Source organism: Kingella kingae ATCC 23330 (genome assembly GCF_900111845.1).
In the GTDB taxonomy this organism is placed as follows: Bacteria; Pseudomonadota; Gammaproteobacteria; order Burkholderiales; family Neisseriaceae; genus Kingella; species Kingella kingae.
Genome location: NZ_FOJK01000025.1, coordinates 1 through 19666 on the forward strand (window position 1 = coordinate 1; position 19666 = coordinate 19666).

Annotated in this window: 20 protein-coding genes, 1 tRNA gene and 1 pseudogene; 8 read left to right on the top strand and 14 right to left on the bottom strand. The window is 46.3% G+C overall.

From position 1 onward, the window contains the following. Positions 1–171: 171 nt before the first annotated feature. Together purD and BQ5809_RS06130 are read right to left on the bottom strand one after the other, a co-directional pair. Positions 172–1443 carry a phosphoribosylamine--glycine ligase gene (gene purD, locus BQ5809_RS06125; RefSeq protein ID WP_003788176.1) on the bottom strand — a complete coding sequence of 424 codons (1272 nt, stop codon included), beginning with the start codon at positions 1441–1443 and terminating at the stop codon, positions 172–174. 70 nt (positions 1444–1513) lie between these two features. Next, positions 1514–1816 carry a LysE family translocator gene (locus BQ5809_RS06130; protein ID WP_003788174.1) on the bottom strand — a complete coding sequence of 101 codons (303 nt, stop codon included), beginning with the start codon at positions 1814–1816 and terminating at the stop codon, positions 1514–1516. Positions 1817–2013: 197 nt separating this feature from the next. Here BQ5809_RS06130 and BQ5809_RS06135 point away from each other — a divergent pair, with 197 nt between their 5' ends. Beyond that, positions 2014–3432, top strand: a complete 1419-nt coding sequence (locus BQ5809_RS06135; RefSeq protein WP_003788172.1) for an alanine/glycine:cation symporter family protein — start codon at positions 2014–2016, stop codon at positions 3430–3432. An 81-nt stretch (positions 3433–3513) separates the two neighbouring features. Here BQ5809_RS06135 and BQ5809_RS06140 read toward each other — a convergent pair. From BQ5809_RS06140 to BQ5809_RS06180, 9 genes are all read right to left on the bottom strand, one after another. Further along, positions 3514–3585 (bottom strand) — tRNA-Arg (locus BQ5809_RS06140). Between the two features lie 6 nt (positions 3586–3591). Then, entirely contained in the window at positions 3592–4566 is a 975-nt protein-coding gene (locus BQ5809_RS06145) for a polyprenyl synthetase family protein (RefSeq protein WP_003788170.1), read from the bottom strand. A 118-nt stretch (positions 4567–4684) separates the two neighbouring features. Further along, positions 4685–4957 (bottom strand): 50S ribosomal protein L27, encoded by a 273-nt coding sequence (gene rpmA, locus BQ5809_RS06150; RefSeq protein ID WP_003788168.1) that lies wholly within the window; start codon positions 4955–4957, stop codon positions 4685–4687. 25 nt (positions 4958–4982) lie between these two features. Beyond that, the gene (rplU, locus tag BQ5809_RS06155) at positions 4983–5288 is read right to left on the bottom strand and encodes a 50S ribosomal protein L21 (RefSeq protein WP_003792048.1); all 306 of its coding nucleotides are present in this window, start codon (positions 5286–5288) and stop codon (positions 4983–4985) included. A gap of 102 nt (positions 5289–5390) precedes the next feature. Further along, positions 5391–6278, bottom strand: coding sequence for a polyprenyl synthetase family protein (locus BQ5809_RS06160; RefSeq protein WP_003788164.1), 888 nt, complete (start codon positions 6276–6278; stop codon positions 5391–5393). Then, positions 6271–6498: an exodeoxyribonuclease VII small subunit gene (gene xseB / locus BQ5809_RS06165; protein WP_003788162.1), complete on the bottom strand. Its 228-nt coding sequence runs from the start codon at positions 6496–6498 to the stop codon at positions 6271–6273. Before xseB ends, BQ5809_RS06160 begins: the two co-directional genes overlap by 8 nt. A 340-nt stretch (positions 6499–6838) precedes the next feature. After that, a complete protein-coding gene (dprA, locus tag BQ5809_RS06170; protein WP_032827817.1) occupies positions 6839–8026 on the bottom strand; it encodes a DNA-processing protein DprA in 1188 nt (395 codons plus the stop codon). 145 nt (positions 8027–8171) lie between these two features. Next, on the bottom strand, positions 8172–8858 hold the full coding sequence (gene tsaA / locus BQ5809_RS06175) for a tRNA (N6-threonylcarbamoyladenosine(37)-N6)-methyltransferase TrmO (protein WP_032133005.1): 687 nt from the start codon (positions 8856–8858) through the stop codon (positions 8172–8174). 79 nt (positions 8859–8937) lie between these two features. Continuing rightward, entirely contained in the window at positions 8938–9495 is a 558-nt protein-coding gene (locus BQ5809_RS06180; RefSeq protein WP_003788155.1) for a porin family protein, read from the bottom strand. Between the two features lie 110 nt (positions 9496–9605). Between BQ5809_RS06180 and mnmE the strand changes: the two genes are divergently transcribed. Then, complete coding sequence (gene mnmE / locus BQ5809_RS06185) at positions 9606–10985, top strand: tRNA uridine-5-carboxymethylaminomethyl(34) synthesis GTPase MnmE (RefSeq protein WP_003788153.1); 1380 nt, start codon at positions 9606–9608, stop codon at positions 10983–10985. A 348-nt stretch (positions 10986–11333) separates the two neighbouring features. On the opposite strand, the gene gap is transcribed toward mnmE, so the two are convergent. Further along, complete coding sequence (gap, locus tag BQ5809_RS06190; RefSeq protein ID WP_003788149.1) at positions 11334–12338, bottom strand: type I glyceraldehyde-3-phosphate dehydrogenase; 1005 nt, start codon at positions 12336–12338, stop codon at positions 11334–11336. Positions 12339–12721: 383 nt separating this feature from the next. Between gap and lpxC the strand changes: the two genes are divergently transcribed. Next, a complete protein-coding gene (lpxC, locus tag BQ5809_RS06195; RefSeq protein WP_032827816.1) occupies positions 12722–13648 on the top strand; it encodes a UDP-3-O-acyl-N-acetylglucosamine deacetylase in 927 nt (308 codons plus the stop codon). Between the two features lie 85 nt (positions 13649–13733). On the opposite strand, the gene gnd is transcribed toward lpxC, so the two are convergent. Next, positions 13734–15185 (bottom strand): decarboxylating NADP(+)-dependent phosphogluconate dehydrogenase, encoded by a 1452-nt coding sequence (gene gnd / locus BQ5809_RS06200; RefSeq protein ID WP_003788145.1) that lies wholly within the window; start codon positions 15183–15185, stop codon positions 13734–13736. A gap of 191 nt (positions 15186–15376) precedes the next feature. On the opposite strand from gnd, the gene BQ5809_RS06205 reads away from it, so the two are divergent. The 5 genes from BQ5809_RS06205 (at position 15377) to BQ5809_RS06225 (ending at position 19346) form a co-directional block, all read left to right on the top strand. Next, positions 15377–15637, top strand: a complete 261-nt coding sequence (locus BQ5809_RS06205; protein ID WP_003792064.1) for a DUF3079 domain-containing protein — start codon at positions 15377–15379, stop codon at positions 15635–15637. A gap of 116 nt (positions 15638–15753) precedes the next feature. Then, positions 15754–16500, top strand: a complete 747-nt coding sequence (locus tag BQ5809_RS06210; RefSeq protein WP_003788138.1) for an electron transfer flavoprotein subunit beta/FixA family protein — start codon at positions 15754–15756, stop codon at positions 16498–16500. 11 nt (positions 16501–16511) lie between these two features. Continuing rightward, positions 16512–17450 (top strand): electron transfer flavoprotein subunit alpha/FixB family protein, encoded by a 939-nt coding sequence (locus BQ5809_RS06215; protein ID WP_003788136.1) that lies wholly within the window; start codon positions 16512–16514, stop codon positions 17448–17450. 192 nt (positions 17451–17642) lie between these two features. Beyond that, entirely contained in the window at positions 17643–18689 is a 1047-nt protein-coding gene (locus BQ5809_RS06220) for a threonine aldolase family protein (RefSeq protein WP_003788135.1), read from the top strand. A 39-nt stretch (positions 18690–18728) separates the two neighbouring features. Beyond that, a complete protein-coding gene (locus BQ5809_RS06225; RefSeq protein WP_003788132.1) occupies positions 18729–19346 on the top strand; it encodes an IMPACT family protein in 618 nt (205 codons plus the stop codon). Between the two features lie 97 nt (positions 19347–19443). Here BQ5809_RS06225 and BQ5809_RS11630 read toward each other — a convergent pair. Further along, positions 19444–19666 (bottom strand): annotated as a pseudogene (locus BQ5809_RS11630) (hypothetical protein); the annotation flags it as partial.

The window sequence follows — 19666 nt, forward strand, 5'->3', positions numbered from 1 at the left end:
TTATTTTTCAACTTCTTGGAAATTGGAATTCGGTAAACTCAACACAGCACAGGTAGAGCGACTCAACGCTATGCTCTCTCTTAATCATGTAAATGAAAATAACAATGTGCAAGCTGCTTTTCTACACAAACAAACCGTGAAAAAGCAGCCTGCACTTTGCTATCTACTAAATTAGCGATTGATTGCTTTGCCGGCAATATCGCTGCGGAATTGCATTCCGTCAAATTGAATATCGTCCACGGCGCGATAGGCGGTGTTTTTCGCCCATGGCACATTGTCGCCCAAGCCAACCACACACAGTACACGTCCGCCGTTGGTGATGATTTCGCCTTGCTCGTTGGTGCTTGTGCCTGCGTGGAAAACGTGTCCTATGCTGTTTGCGGCATCAATGCCTGTAATCACGTCGCCTTTGCGCGGTGTGTCGGGATAGTTGTGCGCGGCAAGCACTACGCCTACGGCTACTTTGTCTGACCATTTGGCGGTGGCTTTGTCCAGTTTTTTGTCCAACGCGGCTTGAATTAAATCTACCAAATCGCTGTCCAAACGCGACATAATCGGCTGGGTTTCTGGGTCACCAAAACGGCAGTTGAATTCTATGGTAAACGGTGCACCTGTGTTGTCAATCATCAAGCCTGCGTATAAAAATCCTGTAAATTCAATACCATCTGATTTCATACCGCGCACAGTTGGCAAGATGATTTCATTCATGGCGCGCTCATAGACTTCGGGAGTGACTACGGGTGCAGGGCTGTATGCGCCCATGCCGCCTGTGTTAGGCCCTTGGTCGCCGTCTCGTAAGCGTTTGTGGTCTTGGCTGGTTGCCATGGGCAATACGTTGTCGCCATCTACCATGACGATAAAGCTGGCTTCTTCGCCTGTTAAAAAGTCTTCAATCACGACGCGGCTGCCTGCGTTGCCCATTTTATTGCCGAACAGCATATCGTCAATCGCGGCGTGGGCTTCGTCCAATGTCATGGCGACAATCACGCCTTTGCCTGCTGCCAAACCATCTGCTTTAATCACAATCGGTGCGCCTTTTTGATTGACGTAATCGTGTGCTTGCTCGGCATTTTCAAAGGTTTGGTATTGTGCGGTGGGAATATTGTGTTTTGCCATGAATGCCTTGGCGAAATCTTTTGATGATTCCAACTGCGCGGCGGCTTGGGTCGGCCCAAAAATCGGCAAACCTACTGCACGGAAATCGTCCACAATACCTGCGGCGAGCGGTGCTTCTGGCCCAACCAATGTGAATGTGATTTGATTGTCGCAGCAAAATTGAATCAAATCGGCATGGTTGGTTAAAGGAATATTTTGTACTTTGTGTTCGGCTGCCGTGCCTGCGTTGCCAGGGGCGACAAAAACGGTTTTGACTTTGGGCGAATTTGCCAATTTCCAAGCCAAGGCATGTTCACGTCCGCCGTTGCCGATAACGAGTAATTTCATTTTGGGAACTTTCTTTGTGGTGGAAAACAAAAGTGTTTATTCTAATGGAAAATCGTTGTTTAAGGGCAGTTTAGTGAGACAAAGCAGCCTGCACAATATCCCACAACAATCCGATTGCCAATCCAATAAAAATCAAACCGCAAATGCGATTGAGCCACATCAGGCGTTTGCCCACACTCAACCACGCTGCCAACGCCCTGCCTCTGCCTGTATAAATCAGTTGCCAAAACGTCTCAATAACCACAAACGATACGGTTAAAATGCCATATTGCGCCATTAACGGTGCGGCTGGATTCAGAAATTTTGGGAACAGCGCGGCAAAAAACAGATTTTTGAAGCCATAATTGAGTCCAAATTGAAAGGCAAGCAGCATATTTGAACCTGGCGTGGCAGAAATAAAAAAGTGCTACTGACAAACAATAGCCACGTTTCTAAATTCATCACTATCTCTTTGTTTATGCAATGGCGCGTATTGTAACGTGCAGGCTGCTTTTCAATTAAACGCCACTACAATCTAAAAATTCGCTATGATGCAACCCCAAATTTTCAACTCAAATCAGGACTGTATCTATGGATTTAATCGCCAAACTGGTAACCAGCATCAATGGTATTTTATGGGACTATATTTTAATTTACGCGCTGGTGGGCATTGGTTTATTTTTTACGATTTACTTGGGCGCACCGCAAATTATGCAATTTGGCGCAGGTTTTAAATCGGTACTCGGTGGATTATTCAATAAAAACAAAGGTGAAAAAGACCACCAAGCCTTGTCGCAATTTCAAGCACTCGCGGTGGCGATTTCCGCACAAATCGGCACAGGCAACGTGGCAGGCGTAGCAACCGCTATCACAGCAGGAGGTGCAGGCGCGATTTTTTGGATGTGGGTATCGGCATTTTTTGGTATGCCCACCATTTTTGCCGAAGCCATTTTGGCGCAAAAATACCGCATCGTCAGTCATGGCAAATACATTGGTGGCCCCGCGTTTTACATCACACACGGTTTGAGCGACAAACTGGGGCGCGGCACGGCGCGATTTTTATCGGGCTTTTTCTCGATTGCCTTGATTATCGCGCTGGGTTTTATTGGCAACGCCGTGCAAGCCAATTCCATTGCAAGCGCGGTGTCATCGGCATTTAGCATTCCACCGATTGCCGTTGGCATTGTGATTGCGATTGCGGCTGGCTCAATTTTTATTGGTGGCATCAACCGCATCGCCAATTTTGCGCAACTAGTCGTGCCGTTTATGGCGGTCATTTACATCATTTGCGCGGTGATTATTTTGTTTATGTTTAGCAACCACATCGGCAGCATGGTTCACGATATTTTTACCGCTGCATTCAATCCACAAGCCGGATTGGGCGGGGCAGCAGGCATTGGCGTGCGCGAAGCCATTCGTTATGGTGTGGCACGAGGCTTATTTTCCAACGAAGCGGGCATGGGTTCTACGCCACACGCCCACGCAACCGCCAATGTCGCTCACCCAGCTTTGCAAGGCATGGCGGCGTTCATCAGCATTTTTATTGACACATTTTTGGTGTGTTCTGCCACCGCATTGGTGATTTTGCTGACCGATGCACATACATTGGGCTTAAAAGGCGCAGCCGTAACACAACAAGCCTTTATTAGCGCGTTTGGCGGATTGGGCGGCGGATTGCTCGCCATTTGCCTAACCTTTTTCGCGTTTACCACGATTATCGGCTGGTATTATTTTGGCGAATCCAATGTTCGATTCTTGTTCAAAAACAAATTTTTAAACGTATATCGCGGATTGGTGTTGCTGGCGATTGTGCTGGGAACGCTGGGAAGAGTAGATTTAGTGTGGGATTTGTCGGATATGTTCAACGGCTTTATGGTGATTCCAAACTTAATCGCGCTGTTTTTGTTACGCAAAGAAATCAAAGCCGTATATGCAGATTACTTGGTGCAATCCAAATCAGGGCAAGGCATTTCGTATCGCTACGAATATCATGAATATCACGATAAGTAATCGCTATGCATAAAAATGCAGGCTGCTTTTTTCACGGGATTTCCGTAGAAAAAGCAGCCTGCACTTTTGTTTTACTATAAATCTCGCCAACAGGAATCGAACCTGTATTTTACGCTTAGGAGGCATACGTTCTATCCATTGAACTATGACGAGCCAGCTTTATGCCGCTCGCGCCACCGACAATTCTGCCATTTGACGCATTGCAGCGGTTACTTCGTTTTGTGGCAACGCGTTCAAGCAGTCAATCGCGTTATCCACCGCCACTTTGGCTTGTTCAATGCAATACGCCAGCGCGTCCGATTGGGTAACGTGAGCGTGAATTTTATCAAAATAATCGCGGTCGGCATTTTGTAATGCAGCGCGAACGTCCGAAGCAGCCTGCACATTGCCGCGCTGCATCAAATAAATCAACGGCAACGTCGGCTTGCCTTCTGCCAAATCGTCGCCCACATTTTTGCCGATTTGTTCCACGCTGCCCGAATAATCCAGCACATCATCAATAATTTGAAATGCCGTACCCATGTGCATACCAAAGTCTTTCAAAGCCTGCTCTTGTTCCGCCGTTGCGCCAGCCAAAATCGCGCCCACTTGTGCCGCTGCTTCAAACAATTTGGCGGTTTTATATTGAATCACTTGCAAATATTGCGCTTCGGTAATGTCCACATTGCCAATATTCATCAGCTGCATGACTTCGCCTTCTGCGATGATATTGGTGGCATCTGCCATCACTTCCAAAATTTTTAAGCTGCCCGAACCCACCATCAACTGAAAAGCACGTGTGTACAAAAAGTCGCCCACCAACACGGCTGCCGCATTACCAAACAAATTATTGGCGGTTTTTCTGCCACGGCGCAATTCGCTTTCGTCCACCACATCATCGTGCAACAGCGTGGAGGTGTGGATAAATTCCACCATCGCTGCCAGCGAATACAATTTGTCGTCATCGTAGCCCAAGCATTTGCCCGATAAAATCGTCAAAATAGGGCGCAAACGCTTGCCACCTGCGCCAATAATGTATGTGCCAATTTGCGAAATCAGCGCAACATCGGATTGCACCGCTTGATTAACGACCACATTCACGCGGCTTAAATCGTGTTCCAAATTTTGTTGAAAATAGGGGATAGCGTGCAGCATAACAATCTCAAATCAAAACTGTGAAAAGGCGCGAATTATACTCTATTTCGCTTATTTAAACGATAAAAAACCTGCTGACGCAATACACATCAACAGGTTTATTTTTCATAACGAAAAATTAGTTTTCCGCGCCTTCGTATGGACGAACGCTAACGGTTTTGCGGTTCAATGCGCCTTTTGTAGAAAATTCTACATAGCCATCAACTTTTGCAAACAAGGTATGGTCTTTGCCCATGCCTACATTGTTACCAGCGTGGAATTTCGTACCACGTTGGCGAACGATGATTGAACCTGCTGGAATCAACTCGTTACCAAAGGCTTTCACGCCCAAGCGTTTTGCTTCTGAATCGCGACCGTTGCGGGTGCTACCGCCAGCTTTTTTACTTGCCATGATTTATACTCCTGATTAAATTGGATTAGGCGATAGACAAAATTTCAATGCGCGTGAAATTTTGGCGATGACCTTGACGTTTTTGGTAGTGTTTGCGGCGACGCATTTTGAAAATGCGAACTTTTTCGCCACGACCATGTGCTACTACTTTTGCTACTACTTTTGCACCTGCAACAGTAGGCGCACCCACTGTAACTTTTTCGCCGTCAGCAATCATCAGAACTTCAAGTTCGATTTGGCTGTCGAGTTCGGCAGGTATCTGTTCTACGTTTAATTTTTCGCCAACGGTAACTTTGTATTGTTTACCGCCAGTTTTTACGACCGCGTACATACTCAACTCCATGAGAAATTGGTTGGTTTAAAAAAATTCCGCATTGCGCGGAATAGAATAGGAAAGCGCGAGATTATACTTGCTTTGATTTTTTTGTCAAATTTAACTTTTTCGCGCCACCACAAACTGCGCCAATGTGCGCAAATGGTCAGCGCGTGTATCAAAGGTTTGCAATGCATCAATCGCTTGGGCAACCAGCTGTTCGGCATAAGCGCGAGCAGCCTGCAACCCCATCAATTTAACATAAGTCGGCTTGTTGGCATCGGCATCTTTGCCTGCGGTTTTGCCCAAAGTGGCGGTGTCGGCTTCGCAGTCCAACACATCATCAATCACTTGAAATGCCAAGCCCAATTTACTGGCATACACGTCCAAATGCGCCAGTTGTTCATCGTTCAAATCAGGGCAACTTAATCCGCCCAACGCCACCGCTGCTCGAATCAACGCGCCTGTTTTTAGGCTGTGCATGAATTCCAATTCGGTTTGCGACAAATCGCGCCCCACATTACCCAAATCCACCGCTTGACCACCTGCCATACCCAAGCTGCCCGATGCCTGCGCCAACACTTTGACCATACGAAGTTGTCGTACTGTAGATAACTCGGTTTCTGTGGATAAAATATCAAAGGCAAGCGTTTGCAAGGCATCGCCCACCAACAGCGCGGTTGCTTCGCCAAATTGCACATGACAAGTCGGTTTACCACGGCGCAAGCTATCGTTGTCCATCGCAGGCATATCGTCATGTACCAAAGAATACACATGAATGCACTCCACCGCTGCCATTGCCGCTTCACAAGCAGCCTGCACCTGATTACCCAGCTCCGATGCTGCCAACACCAATAAAGGGCGCAAGCGTTTGCCGCCATCTAGCGTGCTGTATCGCATGGCTTCGTGCAAGGTTTGGGGCGCGACTTGCGAAATGGGTAACACCGTTTGCAAAATGCGTTCGGCTTGTTCAACTGCTTGATTTTGCCACACTTTTAAATCATTCATCGTTCAACTCCAACGGTTGCAGTGTGTCGCCGTCTAACTTTTGCAATACTTGTTCGGCAGCTGCCAATTTTTCTTGGCAAAAACGCACCAATTCCACGCCTTCTTGGTATTGCGCCAACGCATCTTCCAGAGACAACATCGGATTTTGCAAGGCTTGCGTAATCGTTTCCAACCGCGCTACGGCATCTTCAAAATTGTTTGGGGATAAAGTTTGTGCCATTTTGTTTACTTTGTTTTATGCTTTGCAAAACTCAAATTTCATCTAAACATCTTAATTATGCCGTCATTCTCGCGTAGGCGAGAATCCAACTAACCCATTAAGTTATCAAGATTTATTTAAAATTACCTAAATATTACGTTGGATTCCTGCCTACGCAGGAATGACGGCGTAGTGAGTTTTACAAAATTTTCAGATTAAAAAGAAGCGGATTATAGCAAATCGCACCAAAGCAGCCTGCACTTTAATCCGCCAAACATAATAGGGCGTTGGCAACGCCGTACCGTTGCGATTTCACTTTACTATACACATTGTTCTGTGGATAACTATCTGAATAACCCATTTACTTCACACGCTGAAAACGTCCGCCAGCCATAGACACAATCCAGCCGTCCAATTCCAACTCGGTTAGCTCGGCATACACGTCCACAGCAGGCAAATTTAAATTTTCTGCCAATAAATCAGGGTGGATAGGCGAAAATCCCATCGCATTGAGCAACACATTATCGCTGTTTTCGTGCAGGCTGCTTGGCGTTTCGGGTTCGTTTACTTCGCTTATTTGGGCGATTGGTTTCGCTGTTTTTTCGCGTTTCTTTCTTGTGGATAAAGTTGTGGGTAAATCCAAAGCAGCCTGCACCGATTCGCCCAACAACAGCGGACATTCCTGCACAATATCGTCCACGCATTCCACTAATTTCGCGCCTTCTTTGATGAGTTTATGGCAACCTTTGGCAAGCATATTGTCAATAGAACTGGGAATCGCCATGACTTCGCGCCCCATTTCCGCCGCCAATCGCGCTGTGATGAGCGAGCCACTTTCCACCGTCGCTTCCACCACCAAAGTCGCCCAACTCAACGCCGCAATAATCCGATTTCGGCGCGGAAAATTGCCTGCAACAGGGCGCGTTCCCAATGGAAATTCGGAAATAATCGCGCCACGTTCGGCAATTTGATATGCTAATTTTTGGTTGCTCTGTGGATAAATTCGGTCAATGCCCGTTCCCCACACCGCAATCGTGCTGCTCGATCCTTGCAACGCGCCTTCGTGTGCTGCCGCGTCAATGCCTGTTGCCATGCCCGAAATAACCGCAATGCCTTTTTCACTCAATGCTTTACCAAAATCGCCAGCCATTCGTACCGCTTGTGGCGTGGCGCGTCTGCCGCCAACAATGCCGATTGCAGGGCGCTGTAAACACGCCATTTGTCCACGCACAAACAGCAATGGAGGTGGCGTTAAACCTTCGGTTAAGAGCTGTGGATAATCGTCATCGCACAACAAAAGCAGCCTACAATTTTCCTGTTGCTCCCATTGCAAAGCCGCTTCACACGCACTTTTTGCCTTACTTTTGTCTGTCCACGCGGCGGCAGCTTGTTTGCCATGATGTGCCAACTGCGCCACCAAATTGACTGGCGCACGCAAGGCTTCGGCTGCCGAACCGCAATGCTCAATCAGGCGCAAAAAACTTTCCGCGCCAATATAAGGGGTTAGAGCCAATTCTATCCATGCACAGCGTTCTGATTCTGTAACCATTTTATTCTTTATCCACAAAATTATTCACAGCCTTATCCCTATTTCTTTTGCTATTTGCTTATTTTTTATGCAACTAAATTTTTTATTTTAGATTGAGTGATTTAGATTACTTATGCACAAGTCAATCACAACTCTATTCCACATTTTAAGCAGCCTGCACTTTTTGTACGTCTAACACCATAGCCAAATTATCCACAATTTGAAATTTAACATCTAATCCTGCAATTTTCATGCCGTAAATTCGTTCTGGCACGTCTTGATAGGCTGGGCGTGGGTCTTGCGCGATACTTTGTTCAATTAAATCGCGCAGAGCTGTGGATAAGTTTGCACTTTCGGTTGCAGGCTGCCACGCAATCGTCAATTTTTCGGGCTCACCACTCACAAATCCAGCGCGTGCATTAGGTTTGGCTTCCACAAACGGGATATACGGCTTAATGTCTAACACAGGCGTGCCGTCCAACAAATCGCCGCCGCTGCACCAAATTTGTACGCGATTGCCCGAGTTATCCACACGCAACAACGGCAACAGCGACAAACCCATGTGATTGGGACGATGTGGGCTGCGCGTGGCAAACACGCCCATTTTCTTTTTGCCGCCCAATCGCGGCGGACGCACCATTTCTGCCCAGCCTTCGTTCACGGCATCGTGAAACAAAAACTGTACCCAAATGTAATCAAAACCGTCCAAACCGCGCACGCAATCGGCAGAAAATTCGGGGTTGAGCGTGATACAAATCTGCGCAGCTGGCACAAGCTGCGGTTGGCGCGGAATGCCGAATTTTTGTGTATAAGGCGAAGTAACCGTGCCAATGCTGTGGATAAGATGCTGCATGATGCAATCCGTGTAAACAAAATAAAAGTGCAAGCTGCTTTTGAAAGTTAAAAGCAGCCTGCACTTATTGTACGACAAATTAGAAACGATAGCCTACACCTACGTTTACATTGTTAGATTTCACTTTGCAGTCGCTATCGCAATCGCGCACTTTCAAGTTAGAGCGAACGTATTCCGCACCCACTTCCACATTTGGTGCAACCGCATATTTTGCACCTACGCCATAAGTAATACCACGAGCACGAACAGAAAACGCACCGTCTTCGTCTGTGCCTGTGAATTTACCAGTAGCGTAACCCACTTTGGCATAAGGCATCAAATCATTGGTTACGCGGAAACCTTGTACATAGTTTGCGTTCCACAAGTGTTTAGATTTTGTGCCAGCATCATCAATTTTGCTAGAACCCAATTTGTATTTCAATTCAGCTTGACCTACCAATGGCGTATCTGGAAATTCAAAACCATATGAACCCACCAAGTTGGTTGCATTGGAATTTTTTGAACCTTCAACATTAGTGTAGTTGGTAACGCCAGTATCAATCCCCACACCAGCACCCACAAAATTGCTGTTTTGACCATTTGCCATTGCCACGCCAGACAAAGCTGCCAATACGCTTGCTAAAACTAATTTTTTCATCGTTTGATTCCTTTACTTAAAAATATCATCAATAATACGCAGTATGTGCTGCGAACCCGCATTCTAGCACCATTTTTTTCAAACCGATTTATTTTACACGAGAACCACAAATGCAAACTTTTTTAAACCAATCTCCCACCATCGCCGCCATTGCCACCGCAGCAGGACGCGGTGGCGTGGGCGTGATACGAATTTCAGGCAAAGACTTATTGCCATTCGCGCAACACATCACAGGCGGTAAAACGCCCAAACCACGCACCGCGCTTTACACCGATTTTGTGGATCAACACGGCAACGCCATCGACAACGGCTTGCTGTTGTATTTTGCCGCACCAGCCAGCTTCACGGGCGAAGACGTGATAGAACTACAAGGACACGGCGGACAAATCGTGTTGCAAATGCTGTTGCAACGCTGCTTGGAATTGGGCGCACGAATCGCCGAAGCAGGCGAGTTCACCAAACGCGCATTTTTGAACAACAAACTGGACTTGGCACAAGCCGAAAGCGTAGCGGATTTAATTGACGCGTCCAGCCAAGCGGCGGCACGAATGGCGGTGCGTTCGCTCAAAGGCGCGTTTTCGCAACATATCCACAGCCTAGTGGACGATTTAATCACGCTGCGAATGTTGGTAGAAGCGACTTTGGATTTTCCCGAAGAAGAAATTGATTTTTTGGAAGCCGCAGATGCCAAAGGCAAATTGGCGCGATTGCAAGCACAGTTATCCACCGTCTTGCAGCAAGCAGGGCAAGGTGCGATTTTGCGCGAAGGCATGAACGTGGTGTTGGTTGGTGCACCCAATGTGGGCAAATCCAGTTTGCTCAACGCGCTGGCGGGCGACGATGTGGCGATTGTTACCAACATCGCAGGCACAACCCGCGACACAGTGCGCGAACAAATCACGCTAGACGGTGTGCCAATTCATATTACCGACACCGCAGGTTTGCGCCAAACCGATGACGTGGTAGAAAAAATTGGCATAGAACGCAGCGAAAAAGCGGTACAAAACGCCGATGTCGCGCTGATTTTGATTGACCCAGCAGAAGGCATCAACCCAACCACGCAGGCGATTTTGGACAAATTGCCAACTTCGTTACAGCGAATCGAAGTCCATAATAAAATTGATTTGCGCGATGAATCCGCCAGTTTGCATAACGAAAGTGCAGGCTGCTTTTTATCGGGCGCGGACGTGTTGATTAAGCTATCGGCAAAAACAGGCGCAGGGCTGGATTTGCTTAAACAAACGCTGTTGGACGCGATTGGCTGGCAGGGCGAGAGCGAAGGTTTATTTTTGGCGCGAACCCGACACATTCATGCTTTACAAGCCGCGCAAGTGGAATTGGAAAACGCAGCATTGTGCAGCAACAATCAACTGGAATTGTTGGCAGAGCATTTGCGCTTGGCGCAAGTAGCCTGCAATGAAATTACAGGCGAATTTACGGCTGATGATTTGCTAGGCGTGATTTTTAGTCGTTTTTGTATTGGCAAATAAAAGCAGCCTGCACTTTGAAATTTAAAAAGCATTCGGTTTATCTGAATGCTTTTTTTGTTTGTGTGATTGAAATTGTGCTTTAAATAAAAAAATTAAATTTTAAATATTAAATAGATGATTTTTATGAGTGCAGGCTGCTTTTGTGGATAAGTTGGTTTGTGATTTGATTTAATGTAATTTTTTTGATAGCGTAACTGTGTAGATGAAGCGAAAATAAAATCCAGCACAATTGTGGATAAAATAGCTGTTTGATTTGATTTTGTGGATAAGTTGTCGTTTATACAAACAAGAGCAGGCTGCTTTGAATAATAATCAAAGCAGCCTGCTCTTGTTTTGACGCACTAAATATTAAATTTTTTCAGCAAAATATTTCAACACGCGAACCAGTTGCGATGCGTAAGACATTTCGTTGTCATACCATGCCACGGTTTTTACCAATTGGCTATCACCTACGGTTTGTACGCGCGTTTGGGTTGCGTCAAACAACGAACCGAAGCTAATGCCTACGATGTCTGATGACACGATTTCATCTTCGGTGTAACCAAACGATTCGTTTGCCGCCGCTTTCATTGCTGCGTTCACTTCTTCTTTAGTTACTTTTTTCTCCAACACGCACACCAATTCGGTCAAAGAACCTGTTGGAACTGGTACACGTTGTGCAGAACCGTCCAATTTACCGTTCAATTCAGGAATCACCAAGCCGATGGCTTTGGCTGCGCCTGTGCTGTTTGGCACGATATTCGCAGCAGCAGCACGAGCGCGGCGTTTGTCGCCTTTGCGGTGTGGAGCGTCCAAAGTGTTTTGGTCTCCTGTGTAACCGTGAATCGTGGTCATCAAGCCTTGTATCACGCCAAATTGTTTTTGCAACACGTTTGCCATTGGGGCTAAACAGTTAGTCGTGCAAGAAGCCGCAGAAATCACGGTTTCGCTGCCGTCCAAAATGTCGTGGTTTACGTTGAATACTACGGTTTTCACATCGTTGCCACCTGGGGCAGAAATCACAACTTTACGCGCACCTGCACGAATGTGGGCTTGGCATTTTTCGTTGCTGGTAAAGAAGCCTGTGCATTCCAATACCACATCAATGCCCAAATCTTTCCAAGGCAATTCTTCTGGATTGGGTTTTGCAAACACTTTGATTTCTTTGCCGTTTACGATAAATGAATCTTCGTTTAGTTCTACTGTGCCGTCAAAACGACCTTGTGTAGTGTCGTATTTGAACAAGTGAACCAACATATCGGCTGGTGTTAAATCGTTTACCGCAACAACTTCTACGCCTTCTGTTTTCAAAATTTGACGCAATGCCAAACGACCAATGCGACCAAAACCGTTAATAGCTACTTTAATGCTCATTTGAGTTCTCCATATAAAAGAGTGGTTGGGAAAGCGTTATTTTCCCATAAATGGTAAGTTTGGCTCAAATTTTTGTGTAGTAAATTTGTTTATCCTTAAAAAAATCTTTTAATAAAATATAAAAAGATGATATTTATGAGTGTAGGCTGCTTTTGTGGATAAGTCTGCAATCATTTATTTTATATCAATAAACAGAAAATGAATGGGTGTGCGTAAACCTAATGGCATAAAATAGAACCGTTGTGGATAATTTATCTGAAAATAACAAAATTGTGGATAACTTAATGCTTATTCTAGCGTTCAATCCTAAAAATAAGCAAAAACAATCTTGCAGGCTGCTTTTATGGTTTATGATGCGTGTCAAATCAACAAGGAAAATCAAGATGAAACAAAGAACACTAAAAACATCGGTTAGCGCAACGGGCGTGGGTTTGCATTCTGGTGAACGTGTGCGACTGACTTTGCACCCTGCCCCCGAAAACAGTGGCATTGCTTTTCGTCGTACCGATTTGCAAGGCGAGCAGGGCGAAATCGTGAAATTGTCGCCTTATTTGATTAACGACACGCGCCTGTCTTCCACCGTTGTAACCGAGCAGGGGGCGCGCATTGGTACGATTGAACACATTATGTCGGCATTGGCGGCATACGGTGTGGATAACGTGCTCATTGAGCTGAATGCGCCTGAAATCCCGATTATGGACGGCAGCAGCTTGCCGTTTGTGTATTTGCTGCAAGATGCGGGCATTGTGGAGCAGCCTGCACGCAAACGATTTTTAAAAATCGAGAAAACGGTTGAGATTAAAGAAACAGGCAAATGGGTGCGTTTTGCGCCGTATGATGGTTTTAAAGTGGCTTTGACGATTGAGTTTAACCACCCTGTGTTCAACCGCAGCGCACCGCGTTTTGAGATTGATTTTGCAGGACAATCGTATATTGAAGAAATCGCACGAGCGCGCACGTTTGGTTTTATGCACGAAGTGGAAATGATGCGCCAACACGGTTTGGGTTTGGGCGGCAATTTAACCAACGCGATTGTGATTGATGATATGGACGTGCTCAATCCAGAAGGTTTGCGCTATCCCGATGAATTTGTGCGCCACAAAATTTTGGACGCGATTGGCGATTTGTATATTGTTGGACATCCGATTATTGGCGCGTTTGAGGGCTACAAATCGGGACACGCGATTAACAATGCTTTGCTACGCGCGGTGTTGGCAGACGAAAGCGCGTATGAATGGGTAGAGTTTGATGAAGACAATGAAGCCTTGCCGTCTGCATTTTTTGGTGTGGATACATTGATGGCAGCGTAAAAAGTACGCAAAAAAATAGAAAAAAGCAGCCTGCACTTGTGGATAAATAGTGCAGGCTGCTTTTTGTTGTGGATAAATTGGTTGATTACACTTCGTAAGTGCTAGATGCCGTATCGCCGCCTTTTCCTGTCCAGTTGGTGTGGAAAAATTCGCCGCGTGGTGCGTCCATGCGTTCGTAAGTGTGTGCGCCGAAGTAATCGCGCTGTGCTTGCAACAAATTAGCTGGTAAACGCACCGATGTGTAGCTATCCAAGAATGTAATCGCCGCCGTCATGCAAGGCATTGGAATCGCGCATTCAACCGATTTAGCCACCACTTTGCGCCATTGTGGCAAGGCGTTGTTGAGAATATCGCGGAAATAATCGTCTTGTCCCAACCAAACCAAATCGGGGTTGTTTGCATACGCATCGCGAATATTGCCCAAGAACACGCTGCGAATAATGCAACCTTCGCGCCACAACAAAGCGGTGTTGCCATAATTCAAATTCCAGCCGTAGGTTTTGCTGGCTTCGTGCATGAGCATAAAGCCTTGTGCATAAGAAATAATTTTGCTGGCTAGCAAGGTTTTTTGTAGCGCGTCTAACCACATTTCGCGGTCGCCATCAATGCGGCTCACGCTGTGTGGGAACAATCGCGCTGCTGCCAAACGCTGGTCTTTGAATGCCGACACGCAACGTGCAAATACTGCTTCGGAAATCAAAGTCAAAGGAATACCCATATCCAAAGCGTTGATGCCTGTCCATTTGCCTGTGCCTTTTTGACCTGCAGTATCCAAGATTTTTTCTACCAATGGCGAGCCGTCGCCATCTTTGTATGCCAAAATGTCGGCAGTAATGTCCACCAAATAAGAGCTCAATTCGGTTTTTTTCCACGATTCAAACGCTTGGTGCATTTCTTCGTGGTTCATGCCCAAGCCTTCTTTCATGAATTGATAGGCTTCGCAGATTAACTGCATATCGCCGTATTCAATGCCGTTGTGCACCATTTTCACAAAATGACCTGCGCCATTGTCGCCCACCCAATCGCAACAAGGCTCGCCCTCTGGCGTTTTAGCGGCAATCGCTTGGAAAATCGGTTTAACGTGTTCCCAAGCCGAAGCGTGTCCGCCTGGCATAATAGACGGGCCGTTACGCGCCCCTTCTTCGCCACCCGATACGCCTGCGCCAATAAAGCGTAAACCTTTTGTCGCCAAGTATTCGCAACGGCGATTGGTATCGGGATAATTGGCATTGCCGCCGTCAATCAGAATATCGCCTTCGTCCAAAAATGGGATAATTTGTTCAATAAACTCATCAACGGCTGAACCTGCGCGAACCATCATCATGATTTTGCGTGGTTTTTCCAGTTTATCCACAAGTTCTTGCAAACTGTGTGCGCCAATAATGTTTGTGCCTTTGGCTGCACCGTTCAAAAATTCATCTACTTTACTGGTTGTTCGGTTAAAGGCAACGACTTTAAAGCCCTTGTCATTCATATTTAGGATTAGGTTTTGACCCATAACCGCTAAACCGATAACGCCAATATCACCTTTCGTCATTTTTGATATCCTTATCTGAGTGAGAGTTTTTTTGCAAAAGCACGATACTTTAACGCATTGAATGCAGATTAGACAATGCGTTTACAATAAAAAGCGTAAAAATAATAGGGATAAAGTGCAGGCTGCTTTGGTTGTTTTGTACGATAAATAGGCGTATAAGACGTTAAACATTCAAATAATAGGAAACGATGATGGCAAAAAAATTCCCTATCGCGCCCAAACACCCAGAGCGGATTTGTTGGGGTTGCGATAAATATTGTTCGGCAGACGATTTACAATGCGGTAATGGTAGCGAACGCATTCAGCACCCAGTGGAATTATCGGGCGCAAAATGGTACGAAGAGGGCGATTGGTCAGATTTGCTCAACGATAAACAGCAAGAAGAATTGGGTTTAAAGCAGCCTGCACATCAGCAAAAGCCCCATATCAAATTAACACTTGTCAAAGATTAGTGCAGGCTGCTTTTTAGATAGCGTTTCTATTCTATATAGGTATTCAAAATGCGCGATTTGCGATAAAATACGCGCTTTAATTTTTAATAATATATTGTTTATATAAAGGAATTTTCATGAAAGCATTAGTCGCAGTAAAACGTGTAGTGGATTTCAATGTAAAAGTGCGCGTGAAAGCGGATGGTTCGGGCGTGGATATTGGCAACGTGAAAATGTCCATGAATCCGTTTGACGAAATCGCGGTGGAAGAAGCGGTGCGCTTGAAAGAAGCGGGCAAAATCAGCGAAATCGTGGCGGTATCGTTGGGCGAGAAAAAATGTGAAGACGTGTTGCGTACCGCGTTGGCGATGGGTGCTGACCGCGCCATTCATGTGGAAACGGACGCGGTTTTAGAGCCTTTGACGGTGGCGAAATTGTTGAAAAAAGTCGCGGACAATGAGCAGCCGCAAATCGTATTGCTTGGCAAACAGGCGATTGACGATGACGCGAACCAAACCGCGCAAATGTTGGCGGCGTTGATGAATGCGCCGCAAGCCACGTTTGCCAGCAAGGTGGATTTGAGCGCGGACGAAGTGGCGGTTACACGCGAAATTGACGGTGGTTTGGAAACGATTGCGCTGAAATTGCCTGCTGTGATTAGCGCGGATTTGCGTTTGAATGAGCCACGTTTTGTGAAGCTGCCTGCGTTGATGGCGGCGAAAAAGAAATCGTTGGAAAAACAATCGCCTGAATCGTTGGGCGTGGATTTGACGGCGCGTGTGAGCGTGAAACAATTTGCCGAGCCAAAAGCGCGTCAAGCTGGCGTGAAAGTGGTGAATGTGGCTGAATTGGTTGAAAAATTGGCTGCGGCAAAAGCAATTTAAGGGGAAATGAGATGACTGTTTTAATTTTGGCGGAACACAATGGCGCGGAATTGAACGCGGCGACTTTACACGCGATTGCGGCTGCGGAAAAATTGGGCGATGTTCATGTGTTGGTGGCGGGTTCAGGCTGCCTGAATGTGGCGGAACAAGCCAGCAAAATCAACGGAGTGGCGCAAGTTTTATACGCGGACGCGCTACATTTTGCGGATTTGTTGGCGGAAGAAATTGCGCCGTTGATGGTGTCGTTGGCTGCGCCCTATTCTCACATTGCGGCGACGGCGAGCGCGTTTGGTAAGAATATTTTGCCACGTGTGGCGGCGTTGTTGGATTGTTCGCAAATTTCGGATTTGACGGAAATTGTTGATAGTAAAACATTTATTCGTCCGATTTACGCTGGCAATGTGTTCACGACTGTGAGCAGCGATGAAGCGAAATTGGTGCTGACGATTCGTGCGAGTGCGTTTCCTGCGGCGGTTTCAGGCAGTCAAAACGCGCCAATTAACGCGGTTGCGGCAACGCCAGCGCAAAATTTGAGCCGTTTTGTTTCACGCGAATTGACGCAATCTGACCGCCCTGAATTGACGCAAGCGCGTGTGGTGGTGTCGGGTGGACGTGCGTTGGGCAGCGCGGAACAGTTCAACGCGGTTTTAACGCCATTGGCGGACGTGTTGGGTGCGGCGATTGGCGCGAGCCGTGCGGCGGTGGATGCGGAATACGCGCCGAACGATAGCCAAGTCGGTCAAACAGGTAAAATTGTTGCGCCTGAATTGTATATTGCGGTGGGGATTTCGGGCGCGATTCAGCACGTTGCAGGTATACAGGACAGCAAAACGGTTGTGGCGATTAACAAAGACCCTGACGCGCAAATTTTCAATGTGGCGGATTTTGGGATTGTGGGTGATTTGTTTGAAATCGTGCCGCAATTAACGGAAAAATTGAAAAACCGTTGATTTTATTAAATATTTTTAAATCATGTTTCACGTGAAACGCAAAAAGTAATTATGTTTCACGCGAAACAAGTTTTATAAATTTTGAAAATAAAATTGATGTTTCACGTGAAACGAACCAAATTTCACAACAAAGGCTGCCTGAAAATAAATCAATTTGTTTTCAGGCAGCCTGATTTACGATAAGGAAAAATCATGCAGCAGTTGCACAATGTTCAGTCTCATTCTTTTGCTTCGAATAATTATTCGGGTGTGCTGCCTGAAATTATGGTGGTGATACAAACGGTAAACGGTGGGCACGTTGGCGCGTATGGCAACGACCCATACACGGAAAAACTGCAGCAAATCTTAAAACAGCAGTTTGGCGAACAGGAGCAAGGTTTTCCTGTATTCAATGGATCAGGTGCGAATGTGTTGGCGTTGCAAGCGTTACTGCCACGTTGGGGTGCGGTGGTTTGCGCTCAAACGGCGCACATCAATGTTGATGAAAGCGTTGCGCCACAATGGGTAGGCGGTTTCAAATTGTGGACGATTGCTACGCCTGATGGCAAATTGTCGCCTGAATTGATTGCACAAGAAACACATGGTTTTGGCTTTGAACATCGCGCTCAGCCGTTGGCGGTCAGTATGACGCAAAGCACGGAATTAGGCACATTGTATACACCTGACGAATTGCGCGCTATTTGCGATTTCTGCCACAAAAATGGCATGGCGGTACATTTGGACGGTGCGCGTTTGGCGAATGCGGCGGCGGCTTTGGGCGTGTCGTTGCGCGAGATTACGACTGATGTGGGCGTGGATATTGTGTCGTTTGTCGGGACGAAAAATGGCTTGTTGTTGGGCGAATGCGTGGTTATTTTGAATCCTGAACGTGTGTCGGACGGCATGAAATATTTGCGTAAAATGAATGTGCAGTTGGCATCTAAAATGCGGTTTATTTCGGCGCAGTTGGTGGCTTTATTAGAAAATGATTTGTGGCTGAAATCGGCAAGCAATACGAATAAAATGGCGCAAAAACTTTCAGACAGCCTGCAAAATATGGACGGCGTGGAATTGGTTTACCCGACACAGGCGAATGCGGTTTTTGCGAAATTGCCAAACGGTGTGGCGGATAAGGTGCGTGAATTGACATATTTTTATGATTGGGACGAGCAAGGCACGGTGCGTTTTGTGTGCAGTTTTGATACGACTGAACAGCACGTTGATGAGTTGGTGGCGGCAACTTGGGCGGCGATTGGTTAATGTGCAGGCTGCTTTTGAATATAATAAAACGAGAAAAACATGACCGAAATCACAACCTACAAAACCCTATCCGCGCCAATCCAAGTCGAATTTAAAGACAAAGGCAGCCGTTTCATCGCCTATGCCTATCCTGTTTTAACCGCCGATGATGTGAAAAAACACGTTGATGATTTGCGCCAAGAACACCACAAAGCGCGGCATTGGTGCTACGCCTACCGTCTCGGCACAGACGGCAATAAATTTCGCGCTAACGATGACGGCGAACCGTCAGGCAGCGCAGGTCGTCCGATTTTGGGGCAGATTGATTCGTTTGAATTGACTGATGTGTTGGTCGTGGTGGTGCGGTATTTTGGTGGAACTTTGCTCGGCGTGTCAGGGCTGATTCATGCGTACAAAATGGCAACGCAAATGGCGTTTCAGGCAGCCGCGATTGTGGAAAAAAATATTGAAAAAACGCTGTATTTGCGTTGCGATTATCCGCATTTAAATGACGCGCTGCGGATTGCGAAAAATCATCACGCGAATATTATCGAGCAGGATTTGCAACTGGATTGCCGATTGACGGTGCGTGTGCCGTTAGTGGATTTTCAGGCAGCCGTGAATGCGTGGCAGTTTGAGCGGACGATTAATTTGAGCGAAGAGCCAGTTGCGTCATAAAAAAGCCGTGCAAATTATCACAATTTGCACGGCTTTTTATTTTCAGGCTGCCTGAAAATTATAGTGGATTAAATTTAGAACCTGTATTCACAAACAACTATTTGATAAATTTTAATATTTGTGAAATATACCCTAGTTTAACAAAATTTTCAGCAGATAAATTCGTCTGCTCAAAATCTTTTGCTAAACGTCGAGACCAACCTAACCATGCAAACGTTCGTTCTACAATCCAACGTTTGGGCAGAATATGCCAAGAAATATCTTGAATTCTCTTTGAAATCTCAACAGTTAAACCCAATTGCTCTGATACTTCACGCTCA